Below are 26,455 nucleotides of genomic sequence, written 5' to 3' on the forward strand. Positions count from 1 at the left end.
ATGTAGAGCCATGCGGGCACTCGCAACCGAGGCGGGAACCATGCTCGCCGAGAATATCAGAGCCCTCGCCCGATGTTTGATATGGGTGATTACATCTTTGTCTGCGACTACAAACCCTCCCAGTGAAGCGAATGCTTTGCTGAAGGTGCCCATTATCAAATCGACATCATCGAGTACATCAAAATGTTCGCATGTTCCTCTTCCATTCCTGCCGTGGACCCCGACGCCGTGGGCGTCGTCGACCAGAAGACGACAATCATATTTCTTCTTGAGGCGTACGATCTCAGGTAGATTCGCAAGGTCGCCTTCCATACTGAATACACCGTCCACGATGATAAGTTTCCCTCTGTCCGACGGTAATGAACTTAAAATCCGCTCGAGGTCCTCCATATCATTATGACGGAACTTTTTAACGTCGGCGAATGAAAGACGGCAGCCGTCGATGATCGAGGCATGGTCCTGACGGTCGATTATCAGAATATCATCCTTACCTCCGAGGGCGGAGATGATTCCCAGGTTGGTTTGAAACCCGGTTGAGAAAACTATCGCGCCGTCCTTTTTGTAGAACTCCGCCAGATCGTTCTCTAATTTGACGTGAATATCAAGGGTTCCGTTCAGAAATCTCGAGCCCGAACATGTAGAACCGTATTTTTGGACCGCTTTGATCGCCGCCTCTTTCAATCGGGGATCTGCGGCAAGTCCCAGATATCCGTTGGAACCGATCATGATGAACTCCCTGCCGCCGAATTTCACTCGGTGATCCTGTGCCGATTCTATCGGAGTAAAATAGGGATAGATACCCAGTTCACAAGCGCGATCCACTTCTTTTACGGTCGTCTCACATTTTTTGAATATGTCCATGATTTTATTATATGTATATTTTTTTACAAGTCAACATAATAGGCCTGTAAGTCTCTCTATTTTCTTATGATATTTCTCAAAAACCACTTAAGGTCGAATATCTTTCGGATATCATCGTCATCAAGATATCTGCTGAGATCTTTGTTCTCCTGAACAAGTTCCCTGAGGTCCTGCTTCTCCGTCACTGCTTGAAAGCTCAATTTCTGAACCATTCTGTATGCTTCTGTTCTATTCATCCCTTTTTCGATGAGTATATTCATCAAACGCTGGGATGCGTAGACACCGTAACTGTTTTTGATGTTCTGAAGCATCCTTTCTTCATTGACATTCAGTTTTTCCAGAACCCACAGCATCTTTCGTGTCATATAATGTGTGAGATGAAATGCATCAGGTATGATGATTCTCTCCACGGATGAATTCGTAATATCCCTCTCATGCCACAGGCTGATATTCTCGTACGCCGGGATCAAATAACCACGTACAACCCTTGCAAGACCGCAGATCCGTTCACAGATGATAGGATTCTTTTTATGGGGCATCGCTGAAGATCCCTTTTGCCCTTTAGTAAAGGGTTCCATCACTTCACCGATTTCAGAACGGGACAGATTTCTGATCTCCGTGGCGATACGCTCCAGCGCGGATGTGTAAAGGGACAGTACCGCCAGTAGAAAAGCGAATCTGTCACGCGGCAGGACCTGGGTCGAGATCGGTTCCGGTTTCAAACCCAACTTCTTCATAACTTTCTTTTCGATCATCGGAGAAAGCATTGTATAGGTTCCGACGGCACCGGATAATTTACCGTAAGATATCTCTTTTTTTGCGTCTTTCAAACGGTTCTCGGCACGTTTAATTTCCTCAAGCCAGGAACCCACTTTATAACCGAATGTGATCGGCTGGGCGAAGACACCGTGAGTCCGTCCCATCTGCGGGGTCCGCCGATAGCGCAAGGCGGCTTTTTTTAAAATCCGTTTCAAACGGCTGATATCTTTCATAAGAACAACGAGGGCTTCGATGATCGACAACACGAATGCGGTATCCACAAGGTCATACGAGGTCAATCCGAAATGGAGCCATCTACCCTCTTTCTCTCCGAGCTTTTCTCTAACCGCCTGCAGAAATGCAATTACATCGTGATTCGTCACCTTTTCGATCGCCTGCACCCGTTCCGGCTTCACCACAACCTTCAGAAGATTGCGACTCAGCCCCCGGGGAATGATCCCTGCCGACTCTTCAACAGAGGCGACAATCCTTTCGACAAAGAGCCACTTCTTGATCTTCGCCTCGTCATTGAATATCGCTGCAATTTCTTTTGTTTGATAACGCTTGATCATTTTTTCTCCATTCTTACAACCCAAAATAAAGTTGAATAATAAAACCTCCCCGGTCAATGATAAAGTAACTGTCGTGCAGATTTTTCAGTGCATATTTGAAGTCGTCTTTATCACGTATGCGTTTTTTGCCGACCCCCAGAATCACATCGCCCGGTTTGATACCGAGTTTTTCACCGATGCTGTTCTTTTCGACCTTCGTCACGACGACACCGTCTTTATATCTCAATTTGTATTTTTTGATGAGTCGGGGATTGATATCCTCGACATAAATTCCGTATTTTATTCTGGTGCCTTCAAGTTCCTTGAGTTCCTCGACGACGAAGTCGACATTCAGTGAATCACTCTTCCTCATCAATCTTAATTTGATTGTGTCACCGACAAAGACATTTGCAATGAATCTGTCCCAATCAGCCACCTTGTGGATAGTGTGTCCATTCACTGAAAAAACCCGGTCTCCTTCTTTGATACCGGCTCTCTCCGCAGGTGAATCAGCATCGACACCGCTCACCAGGATGCCCTTCCTGTCTATCTCCATCGCCCGTGCGATTTCATCGGTGATGTTCTGAACCCAGAGTCCGATCCACGGTTTTCTTACTTTCCCGAATGCCTTTGCCTCGGCGACGAATTTCTTCGCCACATTTATCGGCCGGGCAAAACCTATTCCTTCAGAACCACCGCCCGACGTGAAGATGAAGGTGTTTATTCCTATCACCTGACCGAGTATGTTGACCAGGGGACCTCCGGAATTTCCAGGGTTGATCGCCGCATCGGTCTGAATCATATTTTTGTAAAATCGATCGTCGCGCGTCGATTTTATCGCCCTGTTCAGGGCTGATATGACACCGACGGTCACGGTAGGTCTGGTATCTTCTAAAAGAAATCCAAAAGGATTCCCCAGGGCGATCACCCATTCACCGATCATCAAATCATCGGAATCACCCAGTTCCGCATAAGGCAGATTTTTTGCATCCACCTTTAAGAGAGCCAGATCACTCATTACGTCGGATACCACGACCTCGCCTTTGAACTGCCTGCCGTCGGGAAGCGTGATGTGAATGTCAGTAGCATTGGATATCACGTGCTCATTCGTCAAAATATAGCCGTCTGATGATATTATGATACCCGTTCCCAGGCTCTTTATCTGCTGTTTATAATAATGTTCAGGAAAAAAATCGCGGAAAAAATCATTGAAGAATTCGTCGGTGAAGGGAGAAAAAAACGGTGAAGACGCCACGACGCGCGTCTGGATCACAGTGATCGAAACGACCGCCGGTGATACCTTGTTTGCGGCGAGCACGATGGCGTTGCTCCTTTGCTGAGATATTTCGTCATTCAGGTTCACCAGTCTGATTTGATCGGAATAATAGTGGGCGGGTTGTGGTTTCAAGCTGTTATATATCCGTACGCCGAGTAGACAGAGAATGACGCCGGCAAGAACGAACAGGAGGTCGCGTAATTTCATCTCTTCTGCCAATCCTTCAGAAATCTCTCAATACCGATATCAGTCAGAGGATGTTTGACCAACTGCACAAAGACCCTGTAAGGGAGCGTCGCGATATGGACACCGACAAGCGCCGCCTGCCTGACATGTTCGGGATGGCGTACTGAAGCGAAGATAATCTCGGAACTAAAATCATAATTATTGAAGATGCCCATAATATCCTGTACCACTTCGATACCCGGATTACCGATGTCATCGAGTCTGCCCAGAAAAGGGCTGATAAACGCCGCTCCCGACTTTGCGGCGAGAAGCGCCTGGTTCGGAGAAAAGACAAGGGTCATATTCACCCTTATGCCCTCCTGGGAGAGAATCTTTGTCGCCTTGAGTCCTTCAACAGTACAGGGGATTTTTATCACGATATATTTGCTTATCTTGCTCAATTGCCGGGCTTCCTTGACCATCCCTTTCTGGTCGAGACTGAGAACCTCTCCACTTACCGGTCCTTTAACGATATCGCATATCTCTTTCAAAAGTTTTTTATAATCGCCTTTTTCCCGCGCCATCAAAGTCGGGTTTGTGGTCACACCATCGAGAATCCCCCATGCGGCGATCTCTTTAATCTCTTTGATATTTGCTGTATCAAGATATAGTTTCATTTATACTCCTTTTTGACACATAGTTCGGATTCGGTCGTACAAACCCGTCATTACCGCCGAAATCCATGGTTGAAAAATAAAAACAGTTTAATACTTAACCTCGATCAGAAAGAGGCCGTGCGCCGGTGCGAAATACAGACCGTTCAGTCCGTCGTTCAGAACTCCTTCTGCATCACCGGGTGAGAATCTTCCTCTTCCCACATCGAGGACAAAACCTACAATGCCGCGCACCATCTTCCGCAGAAATCTATCGCCTTCAATCTCTATTATAATGCCGGAAGTCGTCTCTGTCAAGTTTATCCTGAAAAGTGTACACCGGGTGTTCTTCTCGCCGTTATGAACGGAAAAACCTTTGAAGTCGTGTTCACCCAGCAAATAAGGAAAGACATCCTTCATTCTTTCAGTATCCGGCCGATGTTTTATGAACCAGTTATATCTGATTCTGGTGGGATACGGTTCGAAAATCATATGATATCGATAGATCTTGGAACGAGCTGAATATCTGCTGTGGAAATCTATCTCGACGGTTTCAATCTGTTTTATATAGACGTCGTCACCGGTCAGACTGTTCACCGCTTTTTGAATCTTTTTGATATCGAGGCGGCTGGAGCTTGAAAAATTGGCTACCTGACCCAGAGCATGCACCCCCTGGTCTGTTCTGCCCGCTCCAATCAGTTTTACTTCTTCATTCAAGACGGTCTTCAGTGCCTTTTCCAGTTCACCCTGGACCGTTCGCCGTTCAGGTTGATACTGCCACCCGAAAAAATCAGTACCGTCATACTCGATGAGCATCCTGATGTTTTTCATCAATAGATTATATATAAGCTTTCCGGAAAATCAACATACAAACAGAAACCAATCATGCAAGCGGCAGAACGATACGAAACTTACTCCCCTCTCCGATCTCGCTCTCTACCTCAATCTTTCCATTGTGTGCCTCTACGATGTTCTTGGTTATCGCCAGCCCCAGACCGGTTCCTCCTTTTTTCGTGGTGTAGAACGGATCGAATATCCTGGTACGCAGTCCTTCTGGAATACCCTTGCCGTGGTCGAGTATTTCAATGATGCCGTGTTGATTATCAGTATAGGCCCGCACCTCGATGACCTGCCCTTTTTCACTTATTTCATAGGCATTGTTAATGAGATTGACAAGGCAGGATTTCAATTTATTCATATCACCGAGAATAAAAAAATCGTCGTCTTTCCTTTTGACATTGATCTGTTTTGTATTCAGCTTCTGGACCACTTCAATGAGCGCTTCACTCACAACATCGCGGATATTCAAACGATTTTTTTTGACCGGCACGAACTGTGCGAAGTTCAAAAAATCGGTGACTATCTCATTGAGCCGATTGGTTTCTTTTAACGCCATATTTATGAAATGGAGGGTGTTTTTGTCTTTTTCAGCTTCCCTTATCACCTCAAGCGAACCCCTGATTGAAGCCAGGGGATTACGTATCTCGTGGGCGAGTGAACCGCCCAGTTCAGCAAGCAGTTTGGTCTGTCTGGAGATACGTGACTTCTCCTCGAGTTTACGGATATCAGTATAGTCCTGCAAAATACCCAGACCGGCTTTTGATTTGTAGATGCGGGCGCAAGTGAAGACATAGTAGCGCCCTTCTATCTTCAACTCAATCGAACACGGTACGTTTTCGTTTTCCAGAAACTTCGCAATATGGAGATGCACGCGTGAACGGATCGGTCCTTCCGGAATGTTCGTATAGACTATCGTACCGTTGGGGTCAACAGTGATTATACCGGAAGGTAAATTTTTTATTATCTCTTCAGTGGTTATACGAAGACGAACCGCCTCTTCTTCCCTTATTCTGTATCTCTCAGAAAGTGCGCCGCTCAATATGCCGGTGAAGAGAAAGAGTAAACCGAAGATATAAAACCGATAAGCGATCATATGAATCGGATAAGTCGTCCCTCTTGATTCCAGAAAGGTTACTGCCAGAAAAAAGAGTACTGAACAGAGACTGATAAGATAGGCGCCTTTTCTGTAAAGAAAGAGTGAAGCGAGAATAATAAGAAGAACATAGAGCAGAGGAAAGATACTGTCCAGACCTCCGGAATAATGTACCATCGCTCCGATCAACGGGATGTCGCTGAAAAATAATATATAAAGGACAGTCGTCTCTGAAAGAAACGTTTTCAACAATAAAAAGATTACCGCCAGGATAAAAGAAGCGAGGATGATGAACCAGAAGGGTGTTGGAATACTGTAGATGATCGGATATGATGATAAAAGAAGAAAGGTGACGATCAAAGGATGTAAAATTATGAGGCCCGTTCTTTTATTGAAAAACTCAGAAGAAAACATCAAATGGTTTGTCCCTCACTCGTTCTTTGAATATATCAACACCCGCCCCTGATCCTTTATTGGGCGTGGATCGAACTCTTTAAACTACCGGGTTTTCTTTATTCAGTAATAGTACCGGCTAACTGGAAGATCGGCAGATACATTGAAATAACCAGAAAGCCGACGATGCCGCCGAGAAAGACCATTATCACCGGTTCAAGTGCGTTGGTCAAATTTTCCACGGCCTGGTCAACTTCTGCATCGTAGAAGTCGGCGACCTTGGAAAGCATCTCATCCAGACCACCCGACGCTTCACCGATGGCGATCATCTGCGTGACCATAGGTGGAAAGACCGCAGTCTTGGACAACGGATCCGCGATATTTTCACCGCCTTTGATCGAGGTCCTCGCCTTTAAGATTGCATCTTCAACGACCCAGTTGCCTGCACTCTTAGCCGTGATCTCAAGTGCGTCGATGATCGGCACACCGCTTGACAAAAGGGTGGAAAGGGTTCTTGAAAAACGGGCGATGGACTGTTTCCTTATCAGATCACCAAATACCGGAAGTTTGAGAAATATAGGATCCATTACCTTAGCGCCTGAATCGGTCTTATGCCATCTTCTGAGAATCGTAACGAGGGCGATGATGATTATAACCGACGGTACTGCCCAGACCTTGAGGGCGTTGGACATTCCGATGACCATTCTTGTCATCGCGGGCAGTTCTGCACCGACACCGGCGAACATCTTGGCGAAGATCGGAATAACAAAGAGCAGCATCACCGCAATGGCGCCGACCGCCACGATACTGATGATGATCGGATAGATTAGAGCACCTTTGATCTTACGCATCAAAGCAGCCGTCTTTTCCAGGTATGTGGCGAGACGCATGAGAATCACATCCAAGGCACCGCCGGTTTCTCCTGACTCGACCATATTTACATAGAGGTTGTCAAAGACCTTGGGCTGCCGGCGGAGGGCGTCGGCAAGCGACAGACCGCCTTCGACATCGCCCCTGACTTCAGCCAGCACACGGCGCAGTCCCTGACTCTCGGTCTGTTTTCCCAGAATCTCCAGACAGGTCAGTAGTGGAAGTCCGGCGTTCAACATCGTCGAGAACTGTCTGGTGAAGACCGACAGGGCATGCCTTGAAACACGGCTGCCGAATAGAGTAAGCCCTTTCTTTTCTTCTTTGATCTTGATTGAAGTCGGAATGATCTTCTTCTGGCGTAGAGCAGCTACGACATCTGCCTGTGAACCTGCAGATAACTCTCCACTCGCCGAAGCTCCGGTTGCTGTTCTGCCTTTCCAAACAAAAGTTGGCATTTCACCTCCTAGTTATAATAGAAAGCAGTGGATGTCCACTGTTTAAATGATTGAATATCTTCTTTTCAGAGTTATATTGTTTCAACGCGACTCCTTTATCCCCTACTTCAAAACCGGTGACTTCTGTTCAACCATATGCTCAAACTCTTCGATATTGGGTGTGTAGTCAAAAGCCGTTTCCAGGGTTATCAATCTCTTGGAATAAAGGGTATAGAGCGACTGATTCATCGTCTGCATTCCGTACTTTGCACCGGCTTGAATCGTCGAATATATCTGATGCTCTTTTTCATCCCTGATGAGCGCCCTGATCGCCGGTGTAGCGATCATCACCTCAGCCGCCAGAACACGGCCGCCGCCGATCTTGGGCAGCAGTTGCTGGGTGATGACTCCCTCAACCACAAAGGCGAGCTGAGCCCTGACCTGACCCTGTTGATGGGGCGGAAATACGTCGATGATTCGGTGTATTGATTCTGCAGCTGAATTGGTGTGTAATGTAGCAAGGGTCAAGTGACCGGTCTCGGCGATCGTCAGTGTGGTACCGATCGTCTCCGGGTCTCTCATCTCACCGACCATCACGACGTCCGGGTCTTCTCTCAAAACATACTTCAAGGCGTTTGCGAACGATTTGGTGTCGCTTCCCACCTGACGCTGGTTTATTATCGCCTTTTTATGTCTGAAGAGATACTCAATCGGATCCTCAACAGTTACGATGTGACACCTTCGTTCACTGTTCACCTTATCGATGATCGCCGCAAGGGTGGTCGATTTTCCACTGCCGGTCGGGCCTGTACAGAGAATGAGCCCTTTAGGTCTGCCGGCGAGTTCTTGAACAACCATTGGAATACCCAGTTCTTTGAATCCCCGGATCTCAAAAGGAATGGTTCGAATCGCTGCCGCTACACTCCCCCGCTGTTGAAAACAATTGCCGCGGAACCGGGAAAGGCCTGCGATACCGAAGGAGAAATCAAGTTCCCATTCCATCTCAAACCTCTTTTTCTGTTGATCGTTTAAAACACTGTAGACGAGGTTTTGAATCAACTCCGGGGTCATTATTTCATAATTTGTGGGAACCAATTCACCGTCAATACGGTACATTGGCGGTGCACCTGTCGTGAGGTGCAAGTCTGTTGAATTTCTCTGCACCATCTCTTCTAAAAGCTGTTTCATTGTTACAGGCATTTTGCCTCCTTTAATTCTCTATTCGATAATTCTCCATTCATCATAACGAAGCCGTCTCCCTCATCAGTTCTTCAATCGTCGTAATCCCCTGTTTCACCTTTTCAATGCCGTCGTCTCTCAGGGTCTTCATTCCTTCTTTCACGGCTTGTGCCGCAATATCATCAGAAGAAGCTCCCTTGAGAATCATAGCTCTGATTTCCGGGGAGATCGGCATAATCTCATAGAGACCGATTCTTCCCTTGTAGCCTGTCTGGTTGCAATTGGAACATCCTTTACCTTTGAAGACTTCATCATTGGGAAATGTACCTTCGGGAATACCGGCCTCTTCAAGTAATTTTTTGCTTACCTTAACCGGTTCTTTGCAGTGTTTGCAGATACGGCGGACGAGCCGCTGCGCCTGAATAAGAACCAGGGCACTCGCCACAAGATAGGGTTTGATTCCGATATCAATCAGTCGGTTGATCGTGGTCGGAGCGTCATTGGTGTGGATCGTCGAAAAAACCAGGTGACCGGTCAATGCCGCCCTGATGGCGATCTCAGCCGTCTCTGAATCACGAATCTCACCGACGAGGATTATGTTCGGCGCCTGACGCAGAAAAGCACGCAGCGCCGCAGCAAAGGTCAATCCTATCTCTTCATGAACCTGAATTTGATTGATGCCGTGAAGATTGTATTCCACCGGGTCCTCAATCGTCATAATCTGTTTATCTGGTTTATTCAGACGCGCAAGTGTCGAGTAAAGGGTAGTGGTCTTGCCGCTGCCGGTCGGACCGGTGACGAGGATGATACCGTAAGGGCTCTCGATCGCTTTGAGAAACGTCTTGAGGGACCCCGGTGCAAAACCCAATTTCGCCAGATCGAGCATGAGTGAACTGCGGTCCAGAATTCTCATCACGACCTTTTCACCGTACAGGGTGGGAATGACGGAAACACGCAGGTCGATCATCTTGTCACCGACCAGAATATTGATTCTGCCGTCCTGGCACAGACGATGTTCCGCAATATCCATCTTCGCCATCAATTTCAATCTGGTGATGATACCCGACTTCAGATTCAATGGAGGTGACTGTTGTTCCTGAAGTACACCGTCGATTCTGAAACGGACACGCACCATCCGCTCAAAAGGCTCGATATGGATGTCAGATGCGCCCTTATTGACCGCATCGGCGATATAGAAGTTCACAAGACGGATAACCGGTCCGCCTTCTGCGTCCGCCCGCAGTTTTGTTTCTTCCACTTCTTCCTGGTATTCGGTTTCAAGAAGTTCCATATCCTCCACCCCGAGTTCTTTTGCACCCGCGGTTGCTTCTTCCGCCCTCACTTCAGCGAGTCCCTTTTCCATTGTGTAGTATCTATCAAGGGCTTCACGGATACTCGACTCCGCTGCAAGTACCGGATTTATCTCCATGCTCGTAATAAAACGTAAATCTTCAATCGCACTGATGTCAGTGGGATCGACCATCGCCACTGTCAGATATCTGCCTTTTCTGTCGATCGGAAGCACCTCATAATGATATGCTTTTTCCGCAGGAATCAATTCCAGCACCTCTTTTGGAGGTATAATGTAGTCCACATCGACAACCTCCATTCCATAGAGATTACTCAATTGTGCGAGTAATTTCCCTTCAGGAACCATCTCAAGGCTGTTCAAAACACTGACCAATCTCTGGCCGGTCTCACGTTTTTCCTGCATGGCCCGGCGCAGCTGTTCCTCGGTCAGTACGCCGTTCTTTACCAAATATGCTCCAAGTTTCTCTTCCATCTATGCCACCTTTGTTTCACGAATGACTTCTTCGACAGTCGTCAAGCCGCTTTTCAGTTTACGCAGCGCCGCCTCATGCAGGGTGACCATACCATCATCCACCGCCGCCTTTTCAATTTCAGCCGAGGTTGCATTTCTGAGAATCAACTCCCTGATTTTCGGGGTGATCATCATATTCTCAAAGATACCGATTCTTCCTTTATAGCCCGTACCACGACATTCATCACATCCTTCGCCTTTATAAAGAGTGAAATCCAGTTTCTTGGGATCGATCCCCGCATCCATTAAAATTTCGTCGGGATATTCTGTTTCTTTACGACACTTCTCACATATCTTCCGCAGCAGACGCTGGGATTCGACCGCAAGAACCGTGGAGGCGATTAAGAACGGTTCGACATCCATATTAACCAATCGGGTGATGGTGGCGGCTGCGGAATTGGTGTGGACTGTGGAAAGCACAAGGTGTCCGGTCAACGACGCCCGGATTGCGATCTGAGCGGTCTCCAGGTCACGGATTTCACCCACCATAATGATGTTTGGGTCCTGACGAAGATATGCACGCAGGGCGCTTGCAAAGGTCAATCCGATCTTTTCATTTACCTGAAGTTGATTGATTCCCATCAAAGAATATTCGATCGGATCCTCTGCGGTTGTAATATTCAATCCCGGGTCATTGAGTTCGGTCAAAGCCGAATAGAGTGTCGTTGTCTTTCCGCTGCCGGTCGGACCGGTGACGAGAACGATACCGTAAGGTGTTTTGATCGCCTTGCGAAATGTCTTCAGGGTCTCTTCTTCAAAACCGAGTAGATCGAGATTCAGTTGAATCGCTGAACGATCAAGGATCCGCAGCGCGATCTTTTCACCGAACAATGTCGGCACTGTCGATACACGGATGTCGATGATCTTATTATGAATCCTCGCTTTTATTCGGCCGTCCTGAGGTAATCTCTTCTCCTCCACCTTCAGTTTCGCCATAACTTTTATCACGGTGGCGATCGCTTTGTTCATTCTCTTTGGCGGTTTCATCACCTCGTGCAATATTCCGTCGATACGATATCTTATCCGCATATCCTTTTCATAAGGCTCGATGTGGATATCCGAAACATTCATCTCCACTGCATCAGTAATGATCTTGCTGGTGAGTTTCAACGCTGGTCCGCTGTCACTGTCATCCTGGATACCGGCTAAGTCCTCCTGTTGTTCTTCGTCGGTCTCACCTTCAACCACCTGGACATTTCCTTCACCGGCTTCAGCCATCTCTATTTCGTACATAACATCGGAGAGAAGCTTCTGAACATGATAGTGTTCCTGCACGATCTTGAGAATCGCTTCTTCAGAGGCGACCACGGGTTTTACTTCGAAACCCGTGGCGAACTGAATATCCTCGATCGCCGTCATATCGCCGGGATTGACCATCGCCACAGTAAGGGTATGTCCGAAACGGGAGACAGGAACGACCAGGTACTTTCCCGCAAGATCACTTGGAATCAACTTCAATAAATTTTCATCCAACTCTTTATTTCTTAAATCAATCGCCTTGACACCGAAGTGTTTTGACAGGGCGTTCAACAGATCTTCTTCTGTAAGAAATCCAAGTTTGATAAGGGTTGAACCGAGTCTGGCGCCGTCCTTTTTCTGTTCCTCCAGCGCCTGGTCAAGCATCTCTTCAGTAATTGTGCCCTGTTTTACCAATAATTCACCAAGTTTCATAGTATAAATAATATATATAAATATCTGAAGTTGTCAAGTCTTAATTTAAAAATATGAGATATCCGACTGCTACACCGACGCCGTCCCAGAAAAGATCTTTCCAGGAAAAAAGGCCTTTTTTCTTTTTGTCATACAGTTCTTTTCCGACACCAAGCAGTGCACTCAGTGAAACAGAGTATATCTTTCCGCGATTCTCATCCTGTTTCAGTTGTTTGAGCCAGAAAGAGTATGTGATACCGGTGAGCGCGCTGCTCGTTGAAAAATGCAGGAATTTATCCCGGGAAAACCAGGAATCAGTGATCAAAAGTTTTTCCTTCAGCGGAGCGTCAAGGATAGCAGCAGGGGAATCATCATTTTTCTCTGCCGGTTCTTCTGCCGCACCCGAGATGCAAAGACACACCAGGGAAAGTACAAAATATTTCAGCATCATTTGAATTATAAAGGGAACCTTTTGTTTGTCAAGAAGAGAAAACGATCAGCCGTGGTATTCTCTTATTGCATATTGCACTACTTCCCTGCGTATCGGCGCCATTATCTCCGGTTTTACAAAAGGATGTACGGCGTTCGCCAGTAATATGATTATGAGTTCTTTTTTCGGCTCCACGCAGCACATCGTGCCGGTGAAACCGGTGTGGTAGAACACTTTTGAAGAAGGGATCCCCGGATAAGAACCGACGACCCAGCCCAGACCTCTTCCCTCTTTGCCCCGTGTGTGTACACACGTCATACTCTTCACACCGCGTAAAGAGATGAGCTCGCCGTTGAGATAGGCGCGGATGAATTTCACAATCTCCAGGGCGGTCGAAAAGAGACCGGCGTTTCCGGATACTCCCTTGAAGGCGTAAAAGGAATTTCCGTCGTGTACCTCTCCTTTTATCAAATAATTACGCCACTTTATTACTGTCACCCTGCCGTATTTCGACGCGAGGTTCTTTTCATAATTGTTACCCAATTCCGTCGCGGCGACATTCCGTCGGTTCTTCGGATTGAATCCGGTGTTTTTGAGACTGAGTTTTTTCACTATCGCTTCCCTGTAGTACAGATCCAGACGGGAACCCGTGATATGTTCTATGATTTTACCGAGGATGATATAGCCGAGGCAGGAATATACGACTGAATTTCCACCGAGCTCCATCGCGGCGAGATGCGTAAACCGTTTTTCTTCCGGGATGAGATAGAGAGGAAACCAGGCGGGAATGCCGGCGGTATGCGTCAGGATCTGTTTGATCGTCTTCTCACCAATGGGTTTCTTTTTGAATTCAGGAATGAATTTATCGAGCCGGTCGGTCAATTTGAGTTTCTTCTCTTCAATGAGCTTGATGATCAACAGAGCCGTAACAAATGGTTTTGTAAGTGACGCCAGGTCGAAGAGGGTGCTTTTATTGATATCTATTCGGCGCAGATAGGTTTGCGCATAACCATAAGATTCAAAAAAGAATGTCTGTTTTTTGGTGCCGAGCCAGCAGACCCAGCCCGGAATCTTTTCATCCTGAACACAGCGCTTCAGATATTTTTCCAGGTTCAAAAACGACACTTCTCACAGACCTCGGGATCAGTAACACATTCATACAATCTGTCATATCCGACTTTTTTCAATCCATCCTGAAGCAATTCAAGACCACGCGGAATGTATTCTTTGAATTGCGATTTATTCTTATTCAATGAGAGATTGGCGAATGCACCCAGTGCCTGCATATTTCTTTGTAAGCCGGTCAGATGATAGAGATTGACGAACTCTCTCTTCTTGACCCGCACGCGTTTCTTTGCGAGACAGTCCAGATAATAATTTATCAGGGTGCGTTCTTCTTCTTTCTTTATCACGACATATGCGTCTTTCAGCAGTGAAGTAAGGTCATAAGTAAGCGGACCGATTCTCGCCGACTGGAAATCAATGATCTTGGCTTTTCTCTTTTTTATGTAAATATTCTGTGATTGATAATCACGATGCATCAGAAAATTATTCCAGGGACGGGCTTTTTTCAGCAGTTCCTCGGCGAGCCGTTCCAGTTCTCCGTCGATCTTCTTGATTTTCTTTCTGGGAAGACCGCAGAATTGATTCAAAAAATGTTTTTTAAAATAATCCTGCTCCCATTTAATGTGTTTGTAATCGTAATAGAGGCTGATGGGGACCCCGGGATAGCCGTCGATCTGAAGTTTCACCAGTTCGTTGATGGCGGCTCGGTATATGGGGTACTTGTTACGTCTTTTCTTCGACAACTTATAGAGTGAATCATCACCGAGATCTTCAATGAGAAGCAGATTGGACTTTTCATCGGCCCAGTGGACATCCGGAACCGAAATCCCCCTGTCGTACAGATGGCGCTGTAACTTCAGATAGTCACGGATGTTCTGGTCCCAGACCAGAATACACGTTTCATTGTTCTCAACCAGGCAGCGGTAGAAAATACGATCTGAACCGCCCGGTGTTATCTTTTCGATAATTTTATATTCCATAATCACCATCCCCTTCTATATTAATACAAAAATTTTCCGACAACAGACAACGATTGAAATTCCCCTCGGTTATTCTTGTTCCGTTGAAAACGATCGTATCTTTCAATGCCACCTCCCTCCCGATAAAACATCCTTCACCGATACTGATGAATCCCTCGAGTCTTTCGGTCTCGACCGAACTCGACGGCGCGATATATTGCGCTGAGTCGACATCGATTCCTTCGAGGAACACTTTGCCGGTGAGGATATCCCTGTGGATCCGCCAGTAGACCTCCGGCGTATTGAGGTTATAACGTACTATTTGCTGGGGACAACCCATAATTTCGCCGCCCTGATTCAGGATGTTATGGAGTACCTCGAGAAGAGTGAAAAACTTTTTGTCGGGCAGATATTCAATCACTTCCCTGGAAAAAACAGCGATTCCCGCAAAATCATAGAACCGATTCGTTTCCTTTTTTGAATCATTTTCAAACTTCACCACATAATTCTTCTGGTCGACTTCAATGAAGTTCGTTCCTGGAGAACGGGTCAGCAAAAGCGTCGCCGCAGCTCCGTGTGCACGGTGGTATTCGACGAATCGATTCAAATCGGCGTCGCTCAATATATCTCCGGAGTGAACCAGGGTGTCGCCCTCGATAAAATCACGAAAGCCGACAAGGGCGCCGCCCGTGCCCCTGATTGTATCCTCGACCACAACATATAATATATCAGAATATCTTTCGAGAAACCGCTGGATGAGAGCAGCTTTATGAAAAAGATTAATTCCGATCTTCTTTATCCCCACACCGAGAAGACGCGTTATATTTATCTCGATGAGCGGACGGTCGACAATCGGCAACAGTGGTTTGGGAATGATGTCGGTGATCGGTCTCAATCGATTCCCCAACCCGGCTGCAAGGATGATGCCTTTCATCGCTTTATCTTTGACGTCTTCTTCTCTTTTCAATTCAGTCATAAAGAAGATATTTCCTCCTCTGCCTCTTGAAACGAGACAGACCGCTCTGCCACACCTTCTGTATGGCGGCTATCGAGTTGTTCTTCTCAAGTGCTTTTCTTATCCATTCGTTTCCTATCAGAATATCAAAAGGCGGCTTCTTTTTTTCAAATTCATACGGCGGTCTGCGCCATCTGAATTTCGTCGGATATAAAGTCCTTATCGTCTTTATAATTTCCAGTCCCGCGGTCACTGAATTGAATCTCTTTCGGTCCGTCACATAGATCTGGGCGCCGCCGCACGGTTTTCCCGCGTATTTATTGAAGGTGGGGATGAAAGTAACAGGGCGGAATTTCGCACCTGTGATCTTCTTCGATTGCAACTTCTGCACAAAGGAGAACGGTTCGATCCAGGGAGCACCGAATATCTCAAAGGGTCGGGTGGTTCCCCTACCTTCAGAGATGTTTGTTCCTTCGAGAAGACACATACCCGGATAAACGAGTGCGGTCTGAAATGAGGGCATATTGGGAGACGGTGGGGTCCAATACAGACCATAGTCGGTAAAATAACCGCGCCGCTTCCACCCTTTCATTTTAATGATCTCCAGGTCCGCATCCAGTCTCAATTCATCGTTGATCATCCGACACAATTCACCGATCGTCATCCCATGTCTCACCGGCAGCATATACAGGCCGACGAACGAAAGGAATCCCGGTTCCAGAACAGGTCCCTGTACTGTGACACCGTTTAGAGGATTCGGACGGTCAAGCACAAAAATTTTTTTATTAAGACGTGCCATCTGTTCGATGAGCAAAACCGCCGACCAAAGAAATGTATAATACCGCGCTCCTACATCCTGAAGGTCGATCACGAGCAGATCAATCTTCTCGTTGATTTCCTCTTCAGAAACAAGTCTGTCGCTGTAGAGGCTGTAGATATTTATGCGCCGTTTTTTATCGTAAAAATGGTCTGCCAGGACCTGGTCTTGTAAGGCACTGAACAGACCGTGTTCTGGAGCGAACACTGCGGTCAACCTGAATTTTTTTTGCTGTAGAAACAGAGAAAATGTCGGTATAAGAGCAGAATCACAGGAAGCAAGATTAACACACAATCCGACCCGTGCACCCTTGAGTCGTCTTAACTTGTTGGAAGTGAAAACATCAATACCAAGGCGCACAGCCAAGTATACTCGATTATAGGCCCGATGTCAAGCATTTTCCACGCTCTATTATAATAAATAGGTTTAATATTTTTTAATAACTAATGTAATTCAAAAAGTTTTCCTGATTTTGTAAAGTGGATTATAATAAATAACCCAGGATTAATTCCTCTATAAATACAATAGAAACCGATTCTTACACCCTTGACTTATCTTCTAAAAGTATTATAATGCTCTGTGTTTCAGCTCTTTATCTCAGCCATTACGTTCTTGATAATCGATCAAAACATCCTGCTTCAGGAGAGTTTTACCGATGTTCAATTTCCACCGGTAAACTGGGACACCCTCTCTTCTGATTCAACAATGGTTCCCTGGTATCGCTACAACTACACCGGTGCCGCCGGCCCGGATTCGTTCCAGGCACGCTGTCGTGTCTATGACGCCTCAAACCCCGAACGTCAGGGCTGGACCTTTTTGAAAACACCCCGCATCGACCTGAACTTCTATACCGGACCTGAAAGCCTCTTTTTCTGGTACAGATTTTCCCAAGGTTCAAATAATCTCGGTCCCGACGACACCCTCTTCATTGAAATCACGAACAACGATACTGTCTGGTCTGCTCTCCTTAAACTGAGCCAGGGCGCTGACACCAATGTCTGGCAAATCGCCCGGATAGATCTTTCTCCGTATGATTCCTGTACTGACGCCCGTATCCGTTTCTTTTACCGCGATCAACCGAATGATACACTCGGGCAGTGGAACGCCAATTTCTGGCTCGATTCTGTAAAGATCATTTCTTATTCAACCGATACCATTCCGCCCGGCGCAGTTACTGATTTAAACTGTATCGATGTCGGAGCCGACTACGTCTGTCTGCAATGGACCGCGCCGGGTGACGACGGCTATACGGGAAGAGCAACCTGTTATGACATCAGGTACGCGGACTTTCCGATCACCGCTTCCAACTTTTATTCGGCGGTGGAATGTAATGGAGAACCGCCTCCTTCTGTGGCAGGACAGACAGACTCTTTCACCGTAACTCCGCTTTCTTCGGGTGTTCAATATTATTTTGCCTTAAAGACCGCGGATGAAGTTATGAACTGGTCATCCATTTCAAATGTTCCGACCTGCACCACCACAACCAACGAAGAGATTCTTCCCATCAGTACGGCGTTCAGGGACTTAGACAGTAATTTCATTCCAGACCTGCTCGATTCCATCGTGACAATCACCGGTGTAATCACGGCGCCGCCGGGTGTGTTTTCAAACCAGGAAGCGTATATTCAGGATACCACCGCTGGTGTTTGTCTGTACGGAAACTTTCCTGAAACACTCGACTACAACGACAGTATTACGGCGACGGGAAGGGTCAGTCAATATTATGGTAAAAATGAACTGGCGGATGTGACCTATTCACTCATCCAGCACAACGCCTCCCCTCCCCAGGCAGTGGAAATCAACGGAACAATGATAAACAGTGAAAGATATGAAGGGTCTCTTGTTAAATTGAAGATCGCATTTATCGACGCCTTTCTCTTTGAAGGCAACAGGATCTATAATGCGTGGGATTCATTGAACACCGCTTTTTCCGTATGGATCGACTCATATACGAACATCCCGGGTGCCCTGGCACCGCTCGATACCTTCACTCTCACCGGCATAAAAGGGCAGTATTCCAGTTCAACTCCGCCGAACAACGGTTATCAGCTTATGCCGCGTGATACTGCGGACTTCTCCCACCTACTGGTAATGCCGCCGTTGCTTTCGATTTCAGAAATACAGAAACCAGGACACGACGGCGTGAGCTCCATATATCTGGACAGTATCGTCGTGGTCCAGGGAGTTGTCACGGGCCCTGATTATATCTTCAACACGGGAAACAGAAATTTTTATATCCAGGATGAAACAGGCGGCGTCAATATCTATGATGTTGATGGAGATTCCCTGTTTGAAAAATACGTCGATACCCTGGGTGCCGTTTTCCAGGTCATCGGTACGGTTACTGAATACAACGGAGTTACTGAAATCAGCGGCGGGTATGCCTGGTTTAAAGGATTTGATACACTTCCTCGCCCGCGTGAACTGCCGGTGAATCACCTGCTGACTGAATCGATGGAAGGCGGGCTCATAAAGTTCAACGGTGTGGTCAAAACACCTCCTTATAAGACCGGTGATGGATATAATATCGACATATTGAACGGCGAGGCCGGGATTACCGTCAGATTCACGAATAATACAGGAATCAATCCCGTTTCCATAACAAAGGATGAAGAAAGGGTAATAACCGGTATTGTAGGGCAATATGATTATGAGGAACCGTATACTTCAGGTTACCAAGTTCTTGTCCGATTTCCCGGTGATTTGAATATTGCGGAATCTGATTCCGCAAGTTCAAAACCGCTCCTGTTTCTCTCTGGTGATAAAACATTTATTCCGGAAATCGGTGAGCAGGCAGAGATCAGAATAAACGCTCCTCTCGACAACCGGCTCGAGCTCACTGTATATGATATGACCTATCGTAAAATAAAGGTTCTGTACAGCGGCGCCGGCGGCTCTCATACTATCCACTGGGATGGAAAAGACGAATATGGAAAGGTCTGCAGACTCGGGATCTACCTCCTTGTGCTCAAGGCGACAGCACCTGACGCTGCAACAGCATATGAACGGACTCTGGTTGTCATAGGAACCCGATAGAGTATGAATATCCTCATCTTCATATTCATTCTGCCGCAGGCATTCGAACGGTATTCCGCATCGGCGTCTGCCGCAGGCCTCGCCTATGCACTCACTGCGTCAGCTCGCACCACAGAAGCCGTCCGTTTCAACCCCGCCGGTCTCTCATCCATACACAAGAACCATCTCGGAGTGGGATATGAACATCTTCTCAGCGGAATCGAAGGACTTCACAATATCAACTTCACCCTCGCCCGCCCATTTTTCTTCGGAGGACTCGGTTTGGAGATCAGTGAAACCGGTTTTTCCGAACAGAAGGAACAGGCGGTCACCTGTGCGTGGGGAATCGGATTGAACAAAGAATTTAAATTCGGCTGCAGCGCGGACCTGTATTTAATCAACAACGCACGGACCGGTACTTCGTTTTCTTATGGTCTGAATGTCGGTCTTCAGGGCAGGGTGAGTAAAAAATGGCTGCTCGGATTCTACGGTAGAAATTTGAATCGACCGCAGTTCGGCGGGAGTGACCGGGGAACTCTTCCGTATGAACTGCGCGCCGGTTTCGGCTACACTCCTTTTGAAGATATAATTTCGGAATTTGATCTTTCAATGTATGAAGATATTTTCAGAATACACCTCGGAACGAGATTCGCATTATTCGACTTCCTGAATATAGGGGTCGGTGTGAGAACCGGACCCACTGTACTCTCGTCCGGGTTGGGTTTGGAATACAAATTTCTAAAAATCGATTACGGCGTCGAGTATGTCTCTGAGCTTCCGCTGACCCACATCATCACCTTAAACTTCGAATTCTGATATGTTCCTTTTCATTTTTCTGATATCGATTCTCGACATAAACAGAGCACCGCTCAACGATTTTTTCAAATTACCGGTGGATTCAACAATCGCGCGCCGCATATACGAATACAGAGAATTATACGGAAACTTCACAAGCATCTACGAGTTGAGAAAGATCGAAGGTATCGACGGTGAACTTTTTGAAAAATTGAAGCCGCTCATCAAAGTTACTGTTCCGTTTCCTGAAAGAAGTGAATGGGCTTCAATAATAAACGAACAGAAAAAACTCGCCCGTGAAGAACCACCGTCAAAGGCGGCGATCGACAAATGGGAAGAATTGTTAAGGACACCGATATATATAAATGAAGCTACTTTCGAACAACTCGTTATGCTCGACAGGATGACTCCGATCGACGCCGCCGCGGTCATAAAGCACCTGAACCGCCGTCCCATCCACACCAGCCGTGACCTTCGGCAGACAAAGTTTCTTTCGCATTATGCCTATGGCTCCTTGAAACGATACCTGACCTTCAAAAAAAGTCCTCTTCCGACAAAACCTGTGGGAAGTCTACGTCTGAAACTGGACAATCAAAATTGCCTCGATATTGGAGAAGAAAACAACTCTGCAACGAGGATCTCCTATCTCGAAAGTGCACTTGAAGATATCAACGACACAAAAACCGTCCTTAAGACGCGATATGACTGGAGCGAAGAAGACTGTCAGATTCTTGAGAATCGTTTGATTGAAGAACTGGATACTTTGAAGAACACGACCGCCGGGCCCAGCATCACCTGCCGTTTAAAAGCCAATTATCGAAAACGATTACGTTTCGGTCTACTCTATGGAGAGAACAACGGTTCGTGTAAAGGATATATCGGTCTGGAAAATATGGGTTTTATCAATCACTTTTATCTTGGAAATTATCGGATTATCTGGGGCGAGGGTTTGATGATCGACAACTGCGGCGAATATCGGGCACGCCTCTATTCACGTTCAACCGGGCTCTTCGGTGATCTTACTGAAAAGAACGCCTACGAACTGATGGGAGCTGCAGGCGATTTCTCCCTTCAATTGAGCCGGCCAATGCTGGGAGGGATCGAACTTCAACCTTCTTTTTTCTATTCAACGACGGTGCGCGACGCCGTCGTCAATCCGAATCAAACAATCTGGCGCGTCTGCCCGGTTTCATCACCGTACCGTGAATTTCACGATCAGGTTAATGAAGAGACATACGGTGCCAGTCTTAAATTCCTCCCTTTTAAAGAGAAAAATCCAGGAACCACAGTCGGTATTGAAGCTTTAACAACAATTTATAATAAAAGTTTTGACCCCGACGTCCGCTGGGTCGACATCCCTTTTGATAAATACGATCCAGTGTTCTATCCTGAAATCACCGCATTGTCAAACGACAGTACACGTTCTTTTTACGGTTTCACTTTTTTGTTGCCGGTCGCAAATACCTTTGTATCGGGTGAATACGTAAGACAATATAATACCCACAAACCGGCGAACGCCTATCTTGTCAAAGGACGTATTCAGTATAATTACCTCTTCCTCAATCTTCTGTTCAGACACTATGACGTCGATTATGATGCACCCTTCAACAGAGGATTTTCCGAATACCGGCGTTTTGACGACACCCCATTTGAAAAACCATATGCACTGGTCGATCCTGAATATGTGACCGTTTATGAAGACCCCTGTCCAAAACCGGAAGAAGGCGTCTATCTTGAGATGCGTTATCAACTGACCCGTAATATAACCATTACGAGGGCATACATCGATATCTTCAAAAATCTGGCGCATAATTTAAACAATCGAAGACTCTTTTTTGAGTTTGAACTCCAACCGGTATGGAAGGTGCGCATAAGATTTTCGCAGAAAAACATCTACAAGCATCTACCAAAACCGATCAATCCATCGGTTTCAAATACCGATGAATCCACTGTAAAGGTCTTCTTTCTCCTTTCGGACCTTGACGCCCTCCGTCTGGAAACAAGGTACGGTAATGTAGATCTCACTGCGACCGACGGAGACGACCTCACACTCAACGGCGGTTTTCTCGCCTGCACCTATACCCATAATATCATAAAATCATTCACCCTGGAAGGTGGAATAGCAGCATGGTGGACTGATGGAATGAGTCAATGGATATTCGAAGATGTCGGTATAGATTTTCTCGACGGCTATGGAATGAAATACTATATTGTTACCACGCAAAAAGTCGGCGATATCCTGCTTCGACTTAAACTTTCACAGAAATTCACCCGTATCCCCCACACCGGTTTGTATAACGACGCCGGCATATATTACCCGGATATGCCGGGCATTCCCGTAGACGATTTTACAAACAATGAACATCTGACAAAGGTGAACTTACAGATTGAGTACTTTTTTTAATTCTTCTGTTCCACGGCTTTGCTGACCCGCAGAGAATTTCTGAACCAGATAAGGGTGAAACCCACAACAACACCCACTACATCGATCAGCCAGTCGGTTAAAGAAGAACTTCTTCCCCTGAACAACCCCTGGGTCATTTCATCGACGATTCCCAGAAAAAGAACCAAGATACCGGCGTATATTCCATAACGCAGACACCGTTTTTTCGCCTGGCCATTGAACCCCCTGAAGACGAGACAGGTAAGAAATGCATAAATAATGATGTGACTGTAATCCCGACACTTACCCACGTACATGCACACACGTCCCAGGTTTGCCTGGGGAGCGACCAGATTCACAGCATATTTGATGAATGCAAGTGTATTTCTGTTCGTCAAAAATACATTCGCCGTTAAGAAGAAAAAGATCAAAAATATTCCCACGGGCGACCAGGCACGAATGAATTCCCAAACACGACTGTTTGAAAAAATTCCGTTTATGCGCCGAAGCAGTGAGCTATCTCCGACCACCTTACTTTTATAATGTCGACACAGAATCAATAAGACCAGGACCGCACTCAAGCCGTCCACAAGGCAATCGAGCACTGAAGAGCCGCGGTTCGGGATGAAATGCTGGGCTATTTCATCGGCGATTGCGAAAAACACCACAAAGATGCCGGGATATATAAAATCATCCAGGGATAATTTCTTTCTGCCCGCCCTATAGGCATAAAAAGTGAGTAGTGTAAGAGTTCCGTATAAAATAAGATGAATGGAATCGCGCCCCATATTGATCAACATACCGATTGTAATCAAATCTGTTTCCGGTGCGAAGAATCTGACGAACGACACGATTGCGGTGAATGTGGTCCATTGTCGGGCGAAATTATTGAGTGCCGCGAGTAAAGGAAAAAATCCAATGAGGAAGAGGATCAAAGGAAGCGCCGGAACCACACTCTGCCTGAAGAATGACGGCGACAGGGCGCTATTCCTGTTGAGCAGCCCGAGTTTCAATCCCCTTCTCTCCCATGTCCCGGTGAAAGTGATGAGAAAAGAGAGTAAAATAAGTTTGATGTCGAAGAAAAAAGATCGTTTCTTTATATAGAAAAGATCGTATTTAAATTTATGCCTCCGCGGTATATCACGAGGCGCCCAGATCTGGGCGACACCGGTGAGCCCCGGTTTCACCTTTATCCTTTCCTTATACCCGGGGATTTTTCTGACATCACACACTCCGCCGTTCGTACACTCGTGCACCTCTTTTTCCATCGGCAGCAGGGCACGGGGTCCGACAAAACTCATATCTCCGAAAAGGATGTTGAGAAGCTGGGGAAGTTCATCAAGGGCGCATTTACGTAAAATCCTGCCTACACAGGTCACCCTGGGATCATTCTCCTGCGCCTGGAGCGAGATCTTCTCCTGAAGGGTGTACTTTTTCATGGAACGGAACTTGTAGCTTTTAAACAATCGTCCGTTCTTGCCTATCCTTTCCTGCCTGATGATGACCGGAAGACCGTCTTCAAGAATAATTGCAATCCAGATCAGTACCCAGATCCATGCCGAAAATATCAAACCCACACCGGCAAGTAAAATATCAAACACCCTTTTAGGAATGGAGTCCCTTTCCATAGCCGGGTTCTGAGCAGCGGCTTCAGAAAAATAGTGTCTGGAGACCGCCCTTTTATGAAAAGGGTCATCCGCAGTCATCTCTTTAAATAATCTATGATAATCGTCTCTCTTCATAGCACCTCTGGCAGGTAAAAAACCACCTGATCAGAGGTTACTCAACTGCTGGAAATCTTCAATTCAGAAAAATACGTAAAAATCTCTGGGTATATCTACGGATCCCCTTAGCCCTTTGCTCTTTGCCCCTCGCCCATTCTCCGTTTCCCCGTTTCTCCCAACGCTCTAAACGAACTCAACGATCTTAACGCTCCAAACGCTCTGTTCTTTTCCAAATCCGAAATCCGAAATGCTCTTATTCTCCGTTTCCCCGTTTCACCCTATCACCCTTTCTCCATTTCCCCGTTTCTCTCTTCTGTCATTCTGAGCGAAGCGAAGAATCTCCCTCCGCCCTTTGCCCTTAGCTCTTAGCCCTTTACCCTTCGCCCATCCAAGCGAAGAATCTGTTATCGGGTTTTTTTGTTGAGGAATCTTAATTTACGGCCTTTTCTCTCCCAGGCCGCATTGAAAGAGATAAAAAAGGAAAATAGAAGTAATTTAATGTCTAAACAAAAATTGCTCTTTTTTATATAGAAGAGATCGTACTTGAATTTCTTCTCACGCGGTAGGTCACGTGGGGCATAGATCTGCGCGACACCGGTCAAGCCAGGACGGACCGCTGTTCTTTCTTTATAGCCCGCGACATCCCTGATGTCGTAATTCTCCCCCTGTGAGGACACCTCGACTTCATGTAGTAGCAAAGGTCGGGGACCCACAAAACTCATCTCTCCCCTCAATATGTTGATCAATTGGGGAAGTTCATCCAGGGCAGTCCGACGTAGCAGTCTGCCGATGCCGGTTATCCGCGGGTCATTGCTCTGTGCCTGATGATTTATCTTCTCCCGAAGGGTGTATTTTTTCATGGAACGGAACTTGAAAGATTTAAATATCTTACCGTCCTTTCCTACACGCTTCTGGGTAATCAACACCGGCGCACCGTCGTCCAGAATGATACTCAACCAGATCAATGCCCAGAGCCAGGAAGACAGGATCAGGCCCAAAAAAGAAAAAACTATGTCGAACAGACGTTTTAAAGTGGAGACTTTCATTATGTCTTTTAATAATACGCTAAATAATACCCGATGTCAAGATAAATATTCAGTAATTTCCCCTATTGATTAAATCAGAATTTTATTTATAATTTATATTATATTGTTCAAAAAAAGAATTTAGGGGAATTTCTGCAGTGAATTATCGTGTTGAGAAAAAAATCAGGAGGCGGCTATGATAATAGTTGCATTTTTTCTGATTGGAGAGCTTTGTCATACCTCGGGATTTATCGATATCCCGACGGTTCCTCAGTACAATATTTCAGGGATGTATGGCGGTGGTCTGACATTTTCGTTTCCGTTTACGACCAATGATCCTGACCCTACTGATGACCAGGAACCCGACCCAATGGACTTCACCATGGTCTTCCGCTACGGCCTTGCCGGCAGAGCCGAAATCTCTCTGGCGATGTACACACCGGTCACCTATGCCCTGAGCTTCTCTTATCTTATTACACCTGAGAAGAACAATAACCCTGCGTTCTTCTGCGGGGTGGATGATATCTCTTACAACACGCATCTATCGACGATCGGGATGCAGGGTGAGACCGGTTTTATAGAAGAGAAGAATTATCATTTAAAGTGTAATGGCCGTCCCTGGGAGTTGTTTTCGACCTATATTGCGATGCAGAAGTCGTTTGCGCCGGTCTTCAATGTAGTGGTTGGTCTGGGGCGTGGCCGGTTTGTCGGGTATGGACCGCGCAGTCATATCTTCAATAC

Annotated in this window: 21 protein-coding genes; 4 read left to right on the forward strand and 17 right to left on the reverse strand. The window is 46.4% G+C overall.

From position 1 onward, the window contains the following. The 15 genes from ENI34_01480 to ENI34_01550 all read right to left on the reverse strand — a co-directional run. The coding region (locus ENI34_01480; protein ID HEC77799.1) for a pyridoxal phosphate-dependent aminotransferase family protein at positions 1–861 on the reverse strand (861 nt) is incomplete at its 3' end. A 56-nt stretch (positions 862–917) separates the two neighbouring features. Beyond that, positions 918–2,192: an adenylosuccinate lyase gene (locus tag ENI34_01485; protein ID HEC77800.1), complete on the reverse strand. Its 1,275-nt coding sequence runs from the start codon at positions 2,190–2,192 to the stop codon at positions 918–920. 13 nt (positions 2,193–2,205) lie between these two features. Then, positions 2,206–3,654, reverse strand: coding sequence for a Do family serine endopeptidase (locus ENI34_01490; protein ID HEC77801.1), 1,449 nt, complete (start codon positions 3,652–3,654; stop codon positions 2,206–2,208). Next, the gene (gene fsa, locus ENI34_01495; protein ID HEC77802.1) at positions 3,651–4,289 is read right to left on the reverse strand and encodes a fructose-6-phosphate aldolase; all 639 of its coding nucleotides are present in this window, start codon (positions 4,287–4,289) and stop codon (positions 3,651–3,653) included. Before fsa ends, ENI34_01490 begins: the two co-directional genes overlap by 4 nt. A gap of 87 nt (positions 4,290–4,376) precedes the next feature. Beyond that, positions 4,377–5,096 (reverse strand): tRNA pseudouridine(38-40) synthase TruA, encoded by a 720-nt coding sequence (truA, locus tag ENI34_01500; GenBank protein ID HEC77803.1) that lies wholly within the window; start codon positions 5,094–5,096, stop codon positions 4,377–4,379. Positions 5,097–5,148: 52 nt separating this feature from the next. Then, positions 5,149–6,615, reverse strand: coding sequence for a GHKL domain-containing protein (locus ENI34_01505; GenBank protein ID HEC77804.1), 1,467 nt, complete (start codon positions 6,613–6,615; stop codon positions 5,149–5,151). Positions 6,616–6,710: 95 nt separating this feature from the next. Further along, positions 6,711–7,916, reverse strand: a complete 1,206-nt coding sequence (locus ENI34_01510; protein HEC77805.1) for a type II secretion system F family protein — start codon at positions 7,914–7,916, stop codon at positions 6,711–6,713. A gap of 102 nt (positions 7,917–8,018) precedes the next feature. Next, complete coding sequence (locus ENI34_01515) at positions 8,019–9,095, reverse strand: type IV pilus twitching motility protein PilT (GenBank protein HEC77806.1); 1,077 nt, start codon at positions 9,093–9,095, stop codon at positions 8,019–8,021. Between the two features lie 40 nt (positions 9,096–9,135). Further along, positions 9,136–10,857, reverse strand: coding sequence for a type IV-A pilus assembly ATPase PilB (pilB, locus tag ENI34_01520; protein ID HEC77807.1), 1,722 nt, complete (start codon positions 10,855–10,857; stop codon positions 9,136–9,138). Continuing rightward, positions 10,858–12,576 (reverse strand): type IV-A pilus assembly ATPase PilB, encoded by a 1,719-nt coding sequence (pilB, locus tag ENI34_01525; GenBank protein ID HEC77808.1) that lies wholly within the window; start codon positions 12,574–12,576, stop codon positions 10,858–10,860. It lies immediately after the preceding gene. A gap of 31 nt (positions 12,577–12,607) precedes the next feature. Next, positions 12,608–12,994 carry a hypothetical protein gene (locus tag ENI34_01530; protein HEC77809.1) on the reverse strand — a complete coding sequence of 129 codons (387 nt, stop codon included), beginning with the start codon at positions 12,992–12,994 and terminating at the stop codon, positions 12,608–12,610. Positions 12,995–13,042: 48 nt separating this feature from the next. After that, on the reverse strand, positions 13,043–14,101 hold the full coding sequence (locus ENI34_01535; GenBank protein HEC77810.1) for a hypothetical protein: 1,059 nt from the start codon (positions 14,099–14,101) through the stop codon (positions 13,043–13,045). Then, positions 14,089–15,030, reverse strand: coding sequence for a hypothetical protein (locus tag ENI34_01540; GenBank protein ID HEC77811.1), 942 nt, complete (start codon positions 15,028–15,030; stop codon positions 14,089–14,091). Before ENI34_01540 ends, ENI34_01535 begins: the two co-directional genes overlap by 13 nt. Next, positions 15,011–15,976 (reverse strand): nucleotidyltransferase family protein, encoded by a 966-nt coding sequence (locus tag ENI34_01545; protein ID HEC77812.1) that lies wholly within the window; start codon positions 15,974–15,976, stop codon positions 15,011–15,013. The genes ENI34_01540 and ENI34_01545 overlap by 20 nt, the downstream gene beginning before the upstream one ends. After that, positions 15,969–17,138, reverse strand: coding sequence for a DUF1343 domain-containing protein (locus tag ENI34_01550; protein ID HEC77813.1), 1,170 nt, complete (start codon positions 17,136–17,138; stop codon positions 15,969–15,971). Before ENI34_01550 ends, ENI34_01545 begins: the two co-directional genes overlap by 8 nt. A 213-nt stretch (positions 17,139–17,351) precedes the next feature. Between ENI34_01550 and ENI34_01555 the strand changes: the two genes are divergently transcribed. The 3 genes from ENI34_01555 to ENI34_01565 are packed head-to-tail and all read left to right on the forward strand — an operon-like array spanning position 17,352 to position 22,986. Then, complete coding sequence (locus ENI34_01555) at positions 17,352–19,808, forward strand: hypothetical protein (GenBank protein HEC77814.1); 2,457 nt, start codon at positions 17,352–17,354, stop codon at positions 19,806–19,808. Positions 19,809–19,811: 3 nt separating this feature from the next. After that, positions 19,812–20,603 (forward strand): hypothetical protein, encoded by a 792-nt coding sequence (locus ENI34_01560; GenBank protein HEC77815.1) that lies wholly within the window; start codon positions 19,812–19,814, stop codon positions 20,601–20,603. Between the two features lies 1 nt (position 20,604). Beyond that, on the forward strand, positions 20,605–22,986 hold the full coding sequence (locus ENI34_01565) for a helix-hairpin-helix domain-containing protein (protein HEC77816.1): 2,382 nt from the start codon (positions 20,605–20,607) through the stop codon (positions 22,984–22,986). Here the strand turns inward: ENI34_01565 and ENI34_01570 are convergent. Next, on the reverse strand, positions 22,983–24,707 hold the full coding sequence (locus tag ENI34_01570; GenBank protein ID HEC77817.1) for a hypothetical protein: 1,725 nt from the start codon (positions 24,705–24,707) through the stop codon (positions 22,983–22,985). The genes ENI34_01565 and ENI34_01570 overlap by 4 nt on opposite strands. 386 nt (positions 24,708–25,093) lie before the next feature. Next, positions 25,094–25,735: a sugar transferase gene (locus ENI34_01575; protein HEC77818.1), complete on the reverse strand. Its 642-nt coding sequence runs from the start codon at positions 25,733–25,735 to the stop codon at positions 25,094–25,096. A 175-nt stretch (positions 25,736–25,910) separates the two neighbouring features. On the opposite strand from ENI34_01575, the gene ENI34_01580 reads away from it, so the two are divergent. Next, the coding region (locus tag ENI34_01580) for a hypothetical protein (protein HEC77819.1) at positions 25,911–26,455 on the forward strand (545 nt) is incomplete at its 3' end.

It is taken from the genome of candidate division WOR-3 bacterium (genome assembly GCA_011052815.1).
In the GTDB taxonomy this organism is placed as follows: domain Bacteria; phylum Hydrothermota; class Tepidihabitantia; order SM23-42; family SM23-42; genus DRIG01.